The following is a 15,824-nucleotide window of genomic DNA, read 5'->3' as shown; positions in this document are numbered from 1 at the left end:
ATGTGCCGTTTTTTTAGGGGAGAGTATGCTTAACATAAATAATAACACATCTAATATCAAAAGAGAAATTCTTGTACGCATTGCCAAGCTCCAACTTGAAGGTAAGCTTCAAGAAGGCGTTCACTATATTCCGAGAGAAATGGTTCCGCGAAACAGTACACCTATAAGGTGCTGTATTTTTCATGACAGGGAAATAATGAGGCATCGGGTAATTGCAAGGCTCGGCTGTTCTTTGGAAAATTATGATGAAGAAAAGACCTTGGCTCAATTTGCAAAAGAAGCTTTAGAAAGAGAAAAACCGACATGGCCCATGCTCACCGTTTTGGATGAGGCCTGTAATGCCTGCGTAAAAAGCAAATACATGATTACAAACGCTTGTCAAGCCTGTGTTGCCCGTCCCTGCATGATGAACTGCCCTAAAACCGCTATAGCGATTTCGGGAGGAAGAGCCCGCATTGATGAAGAAAAATGTATAAACTGCGGTATCTGTTTAAAAAACTGCCCCTACCATGCCGTTATAAAAATTCCCGTTCCGTGTGAAGAAGCCTGTCCGGTGGGTGCCATTTCAAAAGACGAAAACGGTAAAGAAAGAATCGATTACCATAAATGTATTTTTTGCGGAAACTGTATGAGGGAATGTCCTTTTGGCGCCATGATGGATAAGGGGCAGATTGTGGATGTCATAAAACATTTAATGAGCGGGAAAAAGGTTTCCGTCCTCTATGCCCCTGCGGTTGCCGCTCAGTTTAAGGCCGTTCCTGGACAGCTTGAGTCTGCCTTAAAAAAGGCCGGTTTCAATAAGGTTTGGGAAGTAGCTATAGGTGCGGACATAACGGCTGACCGTGAAGCATCCGAGTTTGAAGAGAGAATGGAACACGGCCATATCTTAATGACTACCTCCTGCTGTCCTGCTTATGTAAGGGCAGTAAAAAAACATGTTCCGGCCCTTGTTCCCTGTATCTCGGATACAAGAAGCCCAATGCACTATACGGCCGAATTGGCAAAAAAAGAAGATCCGGACTGTGTTACCGTATTTATCGGCCCCTGTCTTGCAAAGAGGAGGGAGGGCTTGGAAGATGAGTTTGTAGATTATGTTTTGTCGATAGAAGAATTGGGGGCCTTGCTTACTGCCAAAGAAATAGATATTTCCAAGGAAGAAGCCTTGCCCGGAAAAATTACGCCGACCTCTTCTGGAAGGGGCTTTGCAGCCTCAGGCGGTGTTGCCGAAGCTGTAAGAGTTCGTCTTAAAAAACCTGAAAACCTCCGGCCCGTGCTTATAAACGGCCTTAATAAAGAAGGAATGAAGCAGCTTGCCTCCTATGGTAAAATTCAAAGCGGAGAGCTTCCTCATGATTCGTCCACGCCCAACCTTGTAGAAGTTATGTCATGTGAAGGCGGCTGCATAGGCGGGCCTTCGGTTATCACAAACCAAAAACTTGCCGCAAGCCAACTAAAAAAATACGCAGATGAAGGACTTTCTTATTCGAGAGAAAAAGATTTAACGTAGATTTTCCCCGCAGCTTTTGATTGCAGGTTTTATATTTTTTTGATATAATATGACCATGAGTACGATTAGAGAAATGCCCATCGGCATTCAAAGTTTTGAAAAACTTATAACGAGCGGTTTTTTTTATGTTGATAAGACCGAGTATGTGTGGAACCTTGTTAAAAATCCGGCTCCATATTTTTTAAGCCGTCCCCGCCGCTTCGGGAAAAGCCTTTTGCTTTCCACATTAAAGGCTTACTTCCTCGGTCAAAAAGAACTCTTCAAGGGTTTAGCGATTGAGAAATTTGAAGAAGCCGAAAAGGAAAAACGTGAAATCTGGCAGGAGTATCCTGTACTCTATTTGGATTTTAACCTTGCAAAATACGAAACAAGAGAAGACTTGGAAAGCCTTTTAAATAATCATCTTTGCAGGTGGGAAGAGCTTTACGGAAGTAAGGATTCTGAAAAAACTCTCAGTGAGCGTTTTTTCGGAGTGATAAACCGCTCTTATGAAAAAACCGGCAGGCAGGTTGTTATTCTTATCGATGAATATGATAAACCCCTCCTTCAAACGATGTGGAAGGATGAAGCTTTAAACGAAACCTACCGCACAATCCTCAAAGGTTTTTTCGGCGTTATAAAAAGTGCAGACCAATACCTGCGCTTCGCCTTTTTGACGGGGGTTACAAAATTCAGTAAGGTCAGCATATTCAGCGATTTAAATAACTTACGGGATTTAAGCCTATTGTCGGATTACTCTGCTGTATGCGGTATTTCTCAAGAAGAGCTTGAAACCGATTTTAAGCCTGAGATTGAAGCCCTCGCAGAAAATAATAGCTTGACTTATGAGGAAGCTCTTGCAAAATTAAAGCAAAGATATGACGGCTATAAATTTTCCGAAGACGGAAAAAATATGTACAATCCATTTAGCCTGTTAAATGTTTTTGCCGATGGAAGAATGCGTGACTACTGGTTTGCAACAGGTACACCGACCTTTTTGGTTGAGTACTTAAAAAAAGCTTATTACAATATTCCCGACCTTGACGGAAACGTAAAGATGAACGAGTCCGGTCTGGAAGCCTACCGAGCAGATACAATAAATCCTTTGCCCATTCTTTTTCAATCGGGGTATTTGACGATTAAAGATTATAACGATTTTTCGAGGCTTTACCGATTAGGTTTTCCGAATGATGAAGTGCGTTACGGCTTTTTGGATAACTTGCTTCCGGCTTATACTTCTATAAGAACAGATAAAACAGGGCTTTCGATTTGGGAATTCTACGAGCAGATAGAAGCCGGAGATGTAGACGGCTTTATGCAAAAGATGAAGGGAATAATTTCAGGAATACCCTACGACAATTTGACCGAAAAAGATTTAGCCTTACGTGAACAAAACTATCAGACAGCGGTTTATCTTGTGTTTGCTCTTATGAACCAGTTTGTGCATACGGAAGTGCATTGTGCAACCGGACGGGCTGATTGTGTTGTAGAATTTCAAGATAAGGTTTATATCTTTGAATTTAAGCTTACCTCAAATGAAACGGCGGAAAATGCCGTAAAACAAATCAAAGAGAAAGGTTATGCAGACAAGTATTCGGGCAGCGGTAAAAAAATTATAGCAATCGGTTCAAGTTTTGATGAAGAAAAAAGGACTATTGCAGACTGGCTGGTTGAATCTTGGTAAATTTTGTATAGGTTTTTATTTTACAGCTTTGTTTATAATACTTTTTCATATAATTCATAATTGCCGATATGAGTGAAGCCTAAATCCTGTAAAATACAATGCTCATTTTTATCTGCAAAAAAATATAAGTGTAAAACATTTATTTCCTTTGCTTTGTTTAATGCTTTGATTGTTAAGTTTCTAAAAATAACCGGATTAAATTTTTTATCCGCATAATCTATGCCGAATATTTCCATAAAATCATTTATGCAGATAAAATAAATATTTCCGGTAAGTTTTTGATTTTGATAATAAAGATAAATATACCACCTGTGTTTTTTATTTGGATTTATAATTGCATCATATAACCTTTCGGAGTTCCAGTACATATTATCATAATTATCATGAAGTTTTTTAAACTCATTAAAATTATCTTTGCTTACAGGAACAATATTTTTATCTTCTTCTTTTGTTGTATAGTCTTTAAGCTTTAAAATATTTACATAGCTTTTTTCGATACAATTAAATTCGCATTTTTTTAAATAAGAGATTGCTGAATAATTTATTTCAGGAAATCCGAAATGAATCATATACCCCTTATATTTATGAATTATATACCTTATAAACTCGTCGAAAGCAGTTTCAAAATGATGTTGAATATTAAAAGCTTCAAAGGCTATGAGTTTATCTTTTTCTAAAACATAATAATGAATCCAGCCGGTAATTTCTTTTTCATATTTAAAAAGTAAGATTTGATGAGTCTTATGGTTTATTCCGCGTTTTGCATGTAAGATAAAATCTTTTTTTGTTTTTATCCCATCGGTGTAAGTTGGGTATGAAGAAGTTTTTTGATTCAAGGCCAGAGAATAAGCAAAGTCCGAATATTTATCAAAATCTTTTTTATCGAGATGTTCTAACATTTTTCATACACGGCTCTTTCGCCGCCGATCAATTTGGGGCGGCTTTTTAGGGCTGTGAGCCTCGCCGAGCCTATGTACTTGGTTTTAAGCCTTACGGGTACTTGCACAAATTTTACATGCATTCCGATTTCGGTGTCTCCTATGTCCATGCCGGCATGTGCTCTTACATGTTCTATCATAACCGGAGACTTAAAAAGATTGTAGGCGGCGAGGGAAGCGGCTCCTCCTGCGTGGAGGGCGGGAACTACGGACACCTCTTCAAAGCCGTATTTTTCTTGAGATTCCTTTTCGATAACGAGGGCTCGGTTTATGTGTTCGCAGCCTTGAACTGCCAAAAAAATTCCTTTCGGTTCAAGGACTGAAAGCAGGGCGGAGACTATTGTTCTTCCGGCTTCTTCATTTGATGCCTTACCGATTACTCCTCCCGAAACCTCGCTGGTGCTGCAGCCTAGGACAAGTATGTCTCCGGCTTTTAAAGACGCCGCTTCAAGAAGCTCATTTAAGGCGGCTATAGTTTCTTCTTTTATTTTTTCTAAATCGATCCCGCTCATATTTTCTCGCCCTTAAATTAACTTCGTTAAAGTTTTAATCCTGTCTTTCCGCAGGTTTTTCCTATCTCGTAAATTGAAGCGCCTTCCATTGCCTTTTCAAAGGCAGAACGGTTTTCTTCTTTTACTTCTACAAGAAGACAGCCTGTGGTTTCCCCAAAGAGGCTTGCAATCTTTGAAGCTCCCAGCTTTGTGTAGAAGTCTTCTTTTAATTCGGCTCCTATGCCGCTTAAACACATTTCGTAGAGAGCGGCAGCAAGGCCTCCTTCGCTTAGGTCATGGCATGAAAGTACCAAGCCCTTCATTATATTGGAGTGAAGTTTTTTATAAAGCTCAGCCGCTTCTTTTTTAAAGGGTGGAACGGCAGCACTTTCTCCTGAAGGAATGCCGAAAAGTTCTGCAAAAACCGAGCCGCCGAAAGAAAATTGAGGCTTACCTACGAGGTAAATAGCCGAACCTTCTTTTTTAAAGTCCGAGCCCGGAACCTTTCCGATGTCGGGAACTATCCCCATCGCCGATATTAAAAGTGACGGCGGAATGGAAACTCTTTTTCCCTCCGAGCTTAGGTATTCGTTATTAAAGGAATCCTTCCCTGAAATAAAGGGAGTTTTAAAGACAAGGGCTGTGTCATAGCAAGAGCGTGCCATCTCTATCAGTGCCCACATGGTTTCGGGACGGTTGGGATCTCCTAAGCAAAAGTTATCGAGGATGGCTGTTTTTTCGGGGGCTGCTCCGGCTGCAACGGCATTTCGGACAGCTTCGTCTATCGCACTTGCTGCGGCTGCATAAGGATCCAAAAGCCCCTGCCTCGGATTTAAGGCATTTGAGATAGCAACGGCTTTTTTTCCTTCCGTTTCCATGGGCTTTATAACGGCTGCGTCCTGAGGCACATTTCCTTCAGGGCCGTCATAGGGGCGTAGAATTGTTCCGCCTTGAACCTCATGGTCGTAAAGTCTTACTATGTCTTCTTTTGAATTTACGGCATGATGATTTATCACAGCCTTTAGAGCCTCATTCAGATCGGGTTCCTTATATTCAGGATATTTTATAAAAGGTTTTCCATCTTTTGGAGGAGCCGCTTTTAGTTTTCTCTGCGGCGGACCTGAATGTAAAAAGCCGCATGAAAGATTTATTATTTCCTTTTCACCGAAGCGTACCCTTAAAACGGCATCTCCGGTAAAACGGCCGAGGTTTGTTAATTCCACATCGTTGGCATCGCAAAGTTTTTGTAAGGCTTCAAGTTTGTCATTGGGAACTGCGATAACCATTCTTTCTTGTGCCTCCGAAAGCCAGAGCTCCCATGGGGCAAGGCCCTGATATTTTACGGGGATTTTTGCGAGGTCTACATCGCAGCCGAGTGTCGAAGCCATTTCGCCTACGGCAGAAGAATAACCTCCCGCTCCGCAGTCGGTAATTGCAGAATAAAGACCTTGATCGCGGGCATCTATAAGAACTTCCGCTACCTTTTTTTGAATTATAGGTTCTCCAATTTGAACCGATGAGCCTGCAACATCGCCGGTGCTTGCATCCATTACCATCGAAGAAAATGTAGCTCCCCTAAGACCGTCCCGTCCCGTTTTTCCGCCTAAAGAAATAATGTGATCTCCGGCCGAGGGTTTTGTGCGGTGCTTGCCTCTGGGGGCAATGCCTGCACATCCGCAGTAGACTAAAGGATTTGAAGCATAAGCCTCGTGGTAGTGAACGCCTCCGTTTACGGTCGGAATGCCCATCTTGTTTCCGTAGTCCTTAACTCCTTCTATAACGCCTGAGATTATGCGTTTAGGATGAAGGGTTCCCTTGGGAACATTTTCTGCCGGAGTGTCGGGATGGCCGAAGCAAAGGACATCGGTTACGGCGAAGGGACGGGCTGAAACGCCCATAACATCTCTGATAACGCCGCCGACTCCAGTGTTGGCTCCTCCGAAGGGCTCAATGGCGGAAGGATGGTTATGAGTTTCCGCCTTAAAGGAAACTTCGTATTTTTCGTCAAATTCGATAATACCGGCATTGTCCACAAAGGAGGAAAGCACCCAAGGAGCATTGATGTCATCGGTTGCCTTTTTGATATAGGTTTTAATTATGCTGTTTACGCAAAGACCGGGATAGGCTTTTTTTTGCTCCTCTGTTAGAGAGGTGCCGTCAATGTCTATTTTTGCCTTAAATGTTTTATGAACGCAGTGCTCGCTCCAAGTTTGGGCTATCGTTTCAAATTCAGCATCGGTACAAGGCCGTTTTTCCGTCTTGTAGAATTCCCTGATAGCCCTCATCTCGTAAATATCCAAGGTAGCCCGCCTTTCATTTGAAAGGGCTAAAAGTTCCTCATCGTTCATGGAGGCTATGTCTATGAGTTCAACTTTTGTGTTAGGTTCATTTTTTCCGTCATGTTCATGAGCCCATGCCGGTTCTACAAAGCCTATTTTATACTGTTCTATAACGTCATTGCATAAAAGGGTTTTTGCAATCTTTTCTATTTCGGATTGGGTTAGTTCGCCCTGAATATCGTAGGCTTTTCCGCTGGTAATTTCTTCAACGCCGAGAATACCGAGTTCTTTGACCGCCCTCAAGGCTTCGCGTGAAGATGAGTCCGTAACTCCCGGCTTTAAAGCTGTTTCGATATGGAAAATATTTTTTTTATCTTCCATTGTAAAGCCTTCGGTTTGGCTGTACTCATAAAGCTCATCGCAAAACAAGAAGTCGGCCAGTACCTTTTTTTCTTCATTTGAAAGATTTCCGCGTACAAAATAAAGAGCTTCGGTATTTATTTCTTTAACGGTTTTAAAGCCGAGAACATGGGCCTGCTTTAAGAGCTCTTCATTTTTGGGTATTTGAAAGTGTAAGCCTTCTTTGCTTTTAACACAAAATCGGTAAATATTCATAGACAACCCCTTAACTTCCGATGGATTTTGAACGATTCTATATTGTTAAGTATACTTGAAGCGAGGGAAAAATTCAAGGTCTTGAATTTGGGAATTTTTTTGGGGAGAGATTGCAGATAGGTTGTAACCAAACAATAATTTTATTTAAGAGCGAAGCTCGCCAAGACAGCAAAGGTTAATTAGGAATGGAGTGGTTGATAGAGATATTGAATAAAATCTGTTTTTTCAGTATATTTAAAATTACTTATGAAAAAGCAACTAAAACAAACAGCATATATTTTTTTAACTGCGCTTATACTATGCACCATGTCCTGTTCGGATAATGTAAATAGAAGGCTTGCTTTACCCGAAAACGAAGACAAAGCTTTACAACAGCCCAAGCCCCCTCAAAAACCTTCCAATCCGCCGGAAGTTCCAACTCCGCCAATAGGCGAAGAAAACCATACGCCGCCCGAAAGCACACCCGGTGCCGAAGCAAAAAAACAAGAACTTTTTAAACGCCTTTTAAATGCGGCTCTGCGTTTTGAAAAAACGGTCGATGTCTGCGATTTGCACATAAGCTGTAAAACAGACAGCAATGGACAAAGCGAATGTAAAAAGCTGTATTCCGATTTTTTGGATTATCTGGACGAAAATTCGCTCTTTCTTTTTCATTTGCCGCCGTCAAAAGATATTGCATATAAATATAAAAACGATAATGAAGACGAAACAGCTTCGTATGAGCTTACCTTTCTTATTGAAAGCGGTGCAGCGGATGCAGACTATCAAAGGCTTATCGAGGCTCTTGAAGAATTATATAGCGTTGTACATGAAAGTATGTCGCAAGCGGAAATAAGTTATGCCTTGTACCGCGAGCTGCAAAAAAACATTGTGTATGAAGTAAATTCAAGTTCGCAATACCAAAGGACGGCTGTAGGAGCGCTTTTGGACGGCAAAGGCGTATGTGAGGACTACAGTCTCAGTTATAAAAAACTGATGAACGGCGCAGGGATTCAAACGGTTTGCGTAGAAGGAAAAGAGCGAACCGTATATGCGGGACCAACCGTTGCACATATGTGGAACCGGATTAACCTTGACGGTCAATGGTACAATGCAGATGCAACATGGGACGATTACAAATGGGCAGGGCAATATCTGCGCTCACACTGCGAGGGAAAATATTTTTTAACATCGGACAGCCGTTTTTACGGCGCCGATGCGTTAAATCATCCGTTGATATATCAAAAACACCTTCCGGTGCCGGCTGCAAACGATGTCCGCTATGAAAGTACCGATTGTATTTTCCGTAACGGCGATAAAAAAAGTGATCCGTTTTATCATCAAGGCTATTGGTACTATTTTTCGTACGAGGATATGAGTATTTACCGCAGCCGCTTTGACGGAAGCGATAAGAGACGGCTGTATCAAAAAATGTATCACACAAATAGCGCTTTCTATAAAGATCATTATGCCAAACTACACCGAATCGAATTCGGCAAAGAAAAAATCTACTTTATAGACTATGCCGAAAGCCATGGAACCGATGTTGACACCCTGTACGCAATGAGTTATGACGGTTCGTCCGTACAAAAAATCTGTGCGGCTCCATTGCCGTCAGAACCGCTCAAGGATGAAATCGATAAACCGGAACGAGAGGTGCCCGGAACTTTTGCATTGCGGGTAGAGCTTTTACTGTCAAAACTGAAAGATGCGTACTATCACGGAACTGAAGATTACTTTATTCCCGAAAACCCTGACAGAAGAAATTTTGTTACGGCCATACAAAAAGCCGAGAAGCTGTTACAAAATGCTCAGCCGGATGCACATGCAGCAAGGGAATTGTATACGGAACTGCGAGGTCTACGAATACGCAAAACTAAAAATTAGTTTTTCACCTTCATCCCTCTTAAAAGCTCTTTTACTTCCTTCGGAATGCGGTAGCTTTCGATGGCTTTTTGGATAGCCTTGTTGTGGGTAAAGGTATCAAGCTTTTTGTTTTTGATGTAGGGGAGGGCCGTTTTGTATTGCTTGATGAGGGCAAAGCTAAAATACCAAGCTATCATCATGTTTACATAGTACTCATCGGATCTGATTTTTGAAACAAGCTCCAACATTTCAGGTCTAAAATGCTCATCGAGATAATTCGATAATAAAAGTCCGATGGCGTACCTAATGGTATAGGTATGCTTCGATTTTAGCCATACCAAAATTTTTTTGTAAATTTCTTCATGGTGCTTTTTGAATATCTTAGGAGAAAAGCTGTCGCAGGTTGCCCAGTTGTCGATGTAGGGCAAAAATTTTTCGGTCTCTTTTAGCACTTCATTAAAATCTTTTATGTTTTCGATAAAAAAGCCGTGCAGGTTGTTTTCTTCAAAATATTTGTGAGGTACATCCTTCATAAAGTCCGAAACTTGTTCCGGCTCGGTCTTAAAAAACTCTTTTGCAAATTTACGCAGGACGGGAGTTCTGATGCCTATCATCGTATTTTCGTCAATATTGGGAATCAGCTTTTTATTGAAGTCTTTGTAATTTTTATCTTCAAATGAAAAAAGTTTAGTTTGGATTAGTGTTTGTTTAGTTTTCATCGAAGTTATTATACCGCTTTTTTTTATTTTTGTCGAGGAGAAGGATGTTTGGGAAAATTATTTTAAAATTTTAAAATTTTACTTGACAGATCTGGAAAGCTGTGTTAGCATAAATTAAAGCACATAAAAACACATAAAAGAACATAAAAGCACAAATATTTTTTTTGTGAAATTTTGGAGGTTATTATGAAAATTTTGTCGTCAATTCAAAAAATTCCAGGCGGTTTAATGGTTGTTCCTTTGCTTATAGGGGCTGTTATGAATACTTTTGTTCCAGGTGCTCTTGAAATAGGGGGATTTACAACTGCACTGTTTAAAAAAGGTGCTATAGCATTAATAGCACTCTTTGTTTTATGTAACGGTGCTCAAATCAATGTAAAGCAGGTGGGTAGGCCTCTTATAAAAGGGGTTGCTTTGACATCAGTCAAATTTTTCTTGGGAGCTTTTATAGGCTGGATTATTAATAAGATTTTCGGTATGACAGGAATTTTAGGTATCACTCCGCTTGCTATCGTTGCTGCTCTTACAAATTCAAATGGAGGACTGTACGCTGCTCTTGCCGGTGAGTATGGAGATTCATCCGATGTAGGTGCTGTAAGTATTTTATCACTAAATGACGGCCCCTTTTTTACTATGCTAGCTTTTGGGATAACGGGAATAGCTAATATTCCGTTTATTGCTTTTGTGTCTGTTTTGGTTCCTATTGTTTTCGGATTTATTTTGGGAAATTTAGACGAAGATATGAGAAAATTTTTGGCTAAGGGTACTGTTGTTTTGATACCCTTTTTTGCATTTCCTTTAGGTGCCGGTTTGGATCTTAAGTCTATTGTGGGAGCAGGACTTCCTGGAATTGTTCTTGGAGTAGTTTGCACATTACTGACCGGTTTAGGCGGCTACTTTATTTCTGCTGTTTACAATAAAGGGAAAAGAACGGCTGTTTCAGCTGCAATAGGAACTACTGCCGGAAACGCTGTCGGAACCCCTGCTGTTTTGGCCTTAGCAGATTCTAATTTATTGCCGTATGTTGAAGTTTCTACTGCACAGATTGCCGCTGCTATTATCGTAACAGCTATTTTATGTCCATTGTTAGTTTCCATATTGTCAAAACGGGAAAAAAGACATTATGAAAAACAGGAATAGCAAATATTTAATCATTGCTGATGATTTTACCGGCGCAAACGATACAGGAGTTCAGTTAAAAAAAAGAGGATTTGCAACCAAAGTTATTTTTTCTCCATCTTCCGTTGATGACGGCGATAAGTGTCTGGTGTTTGATACTGAAACTAGAGCCATACCAAAACAAGATGCTTACAAAAAACTAAAATATAATATTTCAGAATTAGTTTCTAAATATAAATTTGATATAGTTTATAAGAAAGTAGATTCAGCGTTACGAGGTAATATTGTAGATGAGGTTTTAGCTATATTGGAAGTATATAAACCTGAGATAGTTTTGTTTGCCCCGGCTCTTCCAAGAATGGGTAGAACTACTCAAGATGGAATTCAGAAAATAAATGATACAAGACTTATGGAAACCGAGTTTGTAAGAGACCCTATAAATCCTATAAAATCCGATAACATAACTGATATATTAAAAGAAATTTCAAAGAGTTCCGTGCGGCATATAAGTTTAACCGAACTGTATTCAAAAGATACGGTTATAAATAACGATTGCTCGTATTATACATTTGATGCAAACACTGTTGAAGATATGGAGCAAATAGCAAAACTCGGATTATCAAATATTAAAAAAACATTATGGATCGGTTCGGCAGGTTTGGCTGAAGGAATTTTTAATGTTTTACATCCGCAAAAGCCTTCACTGCTAATTGTCGGCAGTACCAGTCAAAAAAGTATTGAACAGTTAAATTATGCAAAAAAACAGGGGCGGTATATATTAGAACTTGATATTCCTAAGATTTTGGAATCAGGTATTTATGATTCCGTGTGTGAAAATGCCGTTTCAGTATTACGGAAGAATCAGGATCTAATTATTACATCTTGTTTTTCTAAAAAATCTTTCGATGAGGTTGTCCATTATGGAATGAAGAAAGGTATCACTAAACAAGAGATGGCAGGTATTGTTAGAAACATATTGGGCGCGATTACAAAAAAAATACTTTCCGATTCAGAAATCGGAAGTCTTTTTTTAACGGGAGGTGATACTGCAATATCTATTATGCATAATTTAAATGCACAAGGTGTTGAAATTTTACATGAAGTTTCACCTGGTGTTATTGTTTCACGATTATTGGATGGGGTATACAAGGGGCTTGTTATAACGACAAAAGCAGGTTCCTTTGGTGAAGAGGATACTATCGATAGGTGTATGTTTAAAATGAAAGAGGTGATGATTTGAATTATTTGGGAATTACCATAGGTGATCCGGCAGGGATAGGGCCTGAAATATCTTTGAAAGTATTGGATAAATATGAAGAGTACAAAGATTCGGTTATTCTGTATGGAAGTATATCTATACTCGAATATTATAAAAATATATTAAATCTTACCTCTGATTTTTCTCTGATAACAAACCCGCATGAATTTCAAAAAGGAAAAATCAATATTATAAATGTAGTCGATTTGGATATAAACAGTATATCCATAGGAAATGTGTCTGAAATATGCGGAAGATGTGCTTATTTGTATGTAGAGAAAGCCATTAAAGATGCATTGAATGGTAGAATAAAAGCAGTGGTAACTGCTCCGCTGAATAAAGAAGCTTTAAATAAAGGAGGCTATGCTTATGAGGGTCATACGGAAATCTTTGCTAAATTAACAAACACTAAAAAATATGCAATGATGCTATGGAGTGAAAAATTATCGGTAATTCATGTATCGACTCATTGCTCATTAAAAAATGCTTGTGAGAGAGCTACAAAAGAAAGAGTTTTTGATACAATTGAGTTGGCCCAGCAAGGTTTACAGAAGATGGGAGTTAAAACTCCAAGAATTGCCGTGGCAGGATTAAATCCGCATAGCGGTGAGTCCGGCCTTTTCGGGCGTGAAGAAATAGAACAAATTATTCCCGCAATAGATAAGGCGAAAAAAAAAGGCTGGAATGTAGATGGTCCTATTTCACCTGATGTTGTATTTTTAAAAGCTTATAACGGTGATTATGATATTGTAGTTGCAATGTATCATGATCAGGGGCATATTCCATTAAAACTATTGGCTTTTGGTAATGGAGTAAATATTACTTTAGGTCTGCCGATTGTTAGAACATCCGTTGATCACGGAACTGCATTTGATATTGCAGGGAAAGGAATCGCAAACGAAGAGGATTTATTCTATGCCTTGAGAGCCGGAAAGAAATTTATATAATAAAACAGGAGTAAACAATATGGAAGAAAATAAAATCATAAATGCAATTATTATTACCGATAAAGATGATGTTGTTACGGCTATAACTGATCTAAAAAAGGGAGAAACGGTAAGATATTTATCGGGGAAAAAACTTTTAAAGGAATTTGTTTTAAAAGATGCCATCCCTTTCGGGCATAAAGCTGCTGTAAGAGATATTGCGTGTAAAAATGATGTAATTAAATATGGGGAAAGTATCGGCAGAGCTACTAAAGATATTTTAATCGGTCAACATGTTCATATTCAAAATTTGGAAAGTAAAAGAGGAAGAGGAGATTTAAAATGAAATTCATGGGTTATAGAAGAAAAGACGGTAAGGTAGGTATTAGAAATCATGTACTGGTTTTGGCAACTAGCGTATGTTCAAATAAGGTTGCTGAAGATATTTCAAGAGCTGTTGAAGGAACCACATTCATCAATAATACATATGGATGCTGTCAATTAGGTGTTGATTTTACTTTGACAAGAAAAACGATTGTCAATACATGTTTACACCCCAATGTCGGAGCTGTATTGGTAGTCGGCTTAGGTTGTGAAGGTCTTGAACCTTTAGACATTTATGAAAGTATTAAGGAATCCGGAAAACCTGTAGAAATGTTGACAATTCAGGGAGAAAAAGGAACATTGAACGCTTATGCAAAGGGTGTATCTATTGCCAGAAAATTTGTTCAAGAAATTTCCTCTATTCAAAAAGAATTCTGTGATATCTCCGAGATTATTTTAGGTATGGAATGCGGCGGTTCCGATACGACATCGGGACTTGCGTCTAATCCCACTTGCGGCATTTGCTCCGATAAAATGGTGGAACTGGGCGGAACAAGTATATTATCTGAAACGACTGAATTTATTGGAGCAGAGCATGTTGTTGCCAAAAGAGGAAAAACGGAAGAAATATCGAAGAAAATTTTGGAATTGGTATGTAACTGTGAAAAGAAGGCAATGAGTCTTGGGGTTGATATTCGCGGCAGTCAGCCTACACCCGGAAATATTGTTGGAGGACTTACTACTATAGAGGAAAAATCTTTAGGTTGTATTCATAAATCAGGAACTAAAGAATTTCAAGGCGTGTTGGATTATGCCGATATTCCGGACTCTCATGGCTTATTTATAATGGATACACCTGGACAGGATATTGAATCGATTACAGGTATGGTAGCTGGAGGGGCTCAAGTTATTATTTTTACTACAGGCCGAGGCAGTCCGACAGGGAATCCTATTGCTCCGGTAATTAAGCTTACCGGTAATAAGAATACTTTTGAAGCGATGCAGGATAATATAGATTTTGATGTTTCCGATATTATTCTTGGTAAAGAATCTATCCATGATGCCGGAGAAAGATTATTTGAAGAAATTTTACATGTGTGTAATGGAAAAATAACGAAAGCTGAAGCTTTGAAACATAAGGAGTTTGGAGTTCTTAGATTAGCATCGACTTTTTAAACATAAGACTTTTTTAAATACTTAATATTTTCATATTTTAAGGTAAATTTTTAATATTTTGACTAGGTTATTGCATTTAAGTGTTGTTTATTGTACATAATTATATTCTATAACAAGAAAAAATATGCTATAATTATAAAAATGGTAAACAGGAATTATTTATGTATGTCGAAGAAAGATTAGAATTAATTTTAAAAGATTTAAACAGATATGGAAAATTAAATGTAAAGGACCTTTCAGAAAAATTTAAAGTAACGCCTATGACTATTAGAAGAGATTTGAGTATTCTTGAAGAAAAGGGATTACTCTTAAAAAGTTACGGCGGGGCACTTTCAAAAGAATCTTTGTCACATGATAAATTATATTCGACAAGAAAAAAGGAAAATTTGCCGGTAAAAAAAAAGATTGCGGCAGAGGCTTTGTTATTTATTAAAAATGGAATGACAATCCTTCTTGATGCAGGCACTACAAATTATGAACTTGCTAAATTTTTAGTAGAAAGTTCACTTAAAGATTTAGTTATTATAACTAATGATTTAAAGATAGCTTGTGTTTTAGCAGAAAAACAATTCTTTCAGATTGTAGTGCTAGGCGGTATTATTGAAAATGAAAATATTTTGACCTGTGGATCTATGGCTGTTTCTATGCTTAAAGATTTTGAAATAGATGCCTGCTTTGTAGGAACCCAATCTATTAGCGATAAATTTGAGATTCGGACTCCAAATATAGCGAAGGTTGAGTTAAAAAGAACATATATAGAAAAATCGCAACAAAGATTTTTATTGGCAGATAGCAGTAAATTCAAAAAATCAAAATTATACAAAATTTGTGATTTAAAAGATTTTCATTATATTATTACGGATAAAAAAATAGGCCTATCCGAAAAAAACTATATAAAAAAATATAAGATAGAATGGCTTTCGATAAAGCCATAAAGCCAGCTTAATAATATAGAAAAATTTCC

The 15,824-nt window shown here is 38.6% G+C and carries 13 protein-coding genes; 9 read left to right on the top strand and 4 right to left on the bottom strand.

Going from position 1 to position 15,824, the window contains the following annotated elements; genetic code table 11:
• Positions 1–25: 25 nt before the first annotated feature.
• Both E4N80_RS06515 and E4N80_RS06510 read left to right on the top strand, forming a co-directional pair.
• Complete coding sequence (locus E4N80_RS06515; RefSeq protein ID WP_253698358.1) at positions 26–1,507, top strand: 4Fe-4S dicluster domain-containing protein; 1,482 nt, start codon at positions 26–28, stop codon at positions 1,505–1,507.
• Between the two features lie 55 nt (positions 1,508–1,562).
• Positions 1,563–3,170 (top strand): ATP-binding protein, encoded by a 1,608-nt coding sequence (locus tag E4N80_RS06510; protein WP_253698357.1) that lies wholly within the window; start codon positions 1,563–1,565, stop codon positions 3,168–3,170.
• A gap of 32 nt (positions 3,171–3,202) precedes the next feature.
• On the opposite strand, the gene E4N80_RS06505 is transcribed toward E4N80_RS06510, so the two are convergent.
• The 3 genes from E4N80_RS06505 to purL are packed head-to-tail and all read right to left on the bottom strand — an operon-like array spanning position 3,203 to position 7,493.
• A complete protein-coding gene (locus E4N80_RS06505) occupies positions 3,203–4,069 on the bottom strand; it encodes a hypothetical protein (RefSeq protein ID WP_253698356.1) in 867 nt (288 codons plus the stop codon).
• Positions 4,063–4,620 carry a TIGR01440 family protein gene (locus E4N80_RS06500; protein WP_253698355.1) on the bottom strand — a complete coding sequence of 186 codons (558 nt, stop codon included), beginning with the start codon at positions 4,618–4,620 and terminating at the stop codon, positions 4,063–4,065. The genes E4N80_RS06505 and E4N80_RS06500 overlap by 7 nt, the downstream gene beginning before the upstream one ends.
• 26 nt (positions 4,621–4,646) lie before the next feature.
• The gene (gene purL / locus E4N80_RS06495; RefSeq protein ID WP_253698354.1) at positions 4,647–7,493 is read right to left on the bottom strand and encodes a phosphoribosylformylglycinamidine synthase subunit PurL; all 2,847 of its coding nucleotides are present in this window, start codon (positions 7,491–7,493) and stop codon (positions 4,647–4,649) included.
• Between the two features lie 246 nt (positions 7,494–7,739).
• Here purL and E4N80_RS06490 point away from each other — a divergent pair, with 246 nt between their 5' ends.
• A complete protein-coding gene (locus E4N80_RS06490) occupies positions 7,740–9,359 on the top strand; it encodes a transglutaminase domain-containing protein (RefSeq protein ID WP_253698353.1) in 1,620 nt (539 codons plus the stop codon).
• On the opposite strand, the gene E4N80_RS06485 is transcribed toward E4N80_RS06490, so the two are convergent.
• Positions 9,356–10,057 carry a DNA alkylation repair protein gene (locus E4N80_RS06485; RefSeq protein ID WP_253698352.1) on the bottom strand — a complete coding sequence of 234 codons (702 nt, stop codon included), beginning with the start codon at positions 10,055–10,057 and terminating at the stop codon, positions 9,356–9,358. The two genes, E4N80_RS06490 and E4N80_RS06485, sit on opposite strands and share 4 nt — an antisense overlap.
• A gap of 186 nt (positions 10,058–10,243) precedes the next feature.
• Here E4N80_RS06485 and E4N80_RS06480 point away from each other — a divergent pair, with 186 nt between their 5' ends.
• From E4N80_RS06480 to E4N80_RS06455, 6 genes are all read left to right on the top strand, one after another.
• Positions 10,244–11,197, top strand: a complete 954-nt coding sequence (locus E4N80_RS06480; protein WP_253698351.1) for a 2-keto-3-deoxygluconate permease — start codon at positions 10,244–10,246, stop codon at positions 11,195–11,197.
• On the top strand, positions 11,181–12,416 hold the full coding sequence (locus E4N80_RS06475; protein WP_253698350.1) for a four-carbon acid sugar kinase family protein: 1,236 nt from the start codon (positions 11,181–11,183) through the stop codon (positions 12,414–12,416). Before E4N80_RS06480 ends, E4N80_RS06475 begins: the two co-directional genes overlap by 17 nt.
• Positions 12,413–13,381 carry a 4-hydroxythreonine-4-phosphate dehydrogenase PdxA gene (pdxA, locus tag E4N80_RS06470; RefSeq protein ID WP_253716067.1) on the top strand — a complete coding sequence of 323 codons (969 nt, stop codon included), beginning with the start codon at positions 12,413–12,415 and terminating at the stop codon, positions 13,379–13,381. The genes E4N80_RS06475 and pdxA overlap by 4 nt, the downstream gene beginning before the upstream one ends.
• Positions 13,382–13,400: 19 nt before the next feature.
• A complete protein-coding gene (locus tag E4N80_RS06465; protein WP_253698348.1) occupies positions 13,401–13,706 on the top strand; it encodes a UxaA family hydrolase in 306 nt (101 codons plus the stop codon).
• The gene (locus E4N80_RS06460; RefSeq protein ID WP_253698347.1) at positions 13,703–14,860 is read left to right on the top strand and encodes a UxaA family hydrolase; all 1,158 of its coding nucleotides are present in this window, start codon (positions 13,703–13,705) and stop codon (positions 14,858–14,860) included. Before E4N80_RS06465 ends, E4N80_RS06460 begins: the two co-directional genes overlap by 4 nt.
• Positions 14,861–15,021: 161 nt before the next feature.
• Entirely contained in the window at positions 15,022–15,795 is a 774-nt protein-coding gene (locus E4N80_RS06455) for a DeoR/GlpR family DNA-binding transcription regulator (protein ID WP_253698346.1), read from the top strand.
• Positions 15,796–15,824 lie beyond the last annotated feature (29 nt).

Source organism: Treponema denticola (genome assembly GCF_024181605.1).
GTDB classification, from domain to species: Bacteria; Spirochaetota; Spirochaetia; order Treponematales; family Treponemataceae; genus Treponema_B; species Treponema_B denticola_B.
Note: the sequence above shows the minus strand (reverse complement) of the source record. Positions and strands in the feature narration are given on the sequence as shown.

What these genes read in the sequence shown, in the direction of transcription:
- purL (WP_253698354.1), bottom strand. Translation starts at nt 7,493, where the DNA reads ATGAATATTTACCGATTTTGTGTTAAAAGCAAAGAAGGCTTACACTTT.
- E4N80_RS06460 (WP_253698347.1), top strand. Translation starts at nt 13,703, where the DNA reads ATGAAATTCATGGGTTATAGAAGAAAAGACGGTAAGGTAGGTATTAGA.
- E4N80_RS06465 (WP_253698348.1), top strand. Translation starts at nt 13,401, where the DNA reads ATGGAAGAAAATAAAATCATAAATGCAATTATTATTACCGATAAAGAT.
- E4N80_RS06485 (WP_253698352.1), bottom strand. Translation starts at nt 10,057, where the DNA reads ATGAAAACTAAACAAACACTAATCCAAACTAAACTTTTTTCATTTGAA.
- E4N80_RS06475 (WP_253698350.1), top strand. Translation starts at nt 11,181, where the DNA reads ATGAAAAACAGGAATAGCAAATATTTAATCATTGCTGATGATTTTACC.
- E4N80_RS06510 (WP_253698357.1), top strand. Translation starts at nt 1,563, where the DNA reads ATGAGTACGATTAGAGAAATGCCCATCGGCATTCAAAGTTTTGAAAAA.
- E4N80_RS06455 (WP_253698346.1), top strand. Translation starts at nt 15,022, where the DNA reads ATGTATGTCGAAGAAAGATTAGAATTAATTTTAAAAGATTTAAACAGA.
- E4N80_RS06500 (WP_253698355.1), bottom strand. Translation starts at nt 4,620, where the DNA reads ATGAGCGGGATCGATTTAGAAAAAATAAAAGAAGAAACTATAGCCGCC.
- E4N80_RS06480 (WP_253698351.1), top strand. Translation starts at nt 10,244, where the DNA reads ATGAAAATTTTGTCGTCAATTCAAAAAATTCCAGGCGGTTTAATGGTT.
- E4N80_RS06515 (WP_253698358.1), top strand. Translation starts at nt 26, where the DNA reads ATGCTTAACATAAATAATAACACATCTAATATCAAAAGAGAAATTCTT.
- E4N80_RS06490 (WP_253698353.1), top strand. Translation starts at nt 7,740, where the DNA reads ATGAAAAAGCAACTAAAACAAACAGCATATATTTTTTTAACTGCGCTT.
- E4N80_RS06505 (WP_253698356.1), bottom strand. Translation starts at nt 4,069, where the DNA reads ATGTTAGAACATCTCGATAAAAAAGATTTTGATAAATATTCGGACTTT.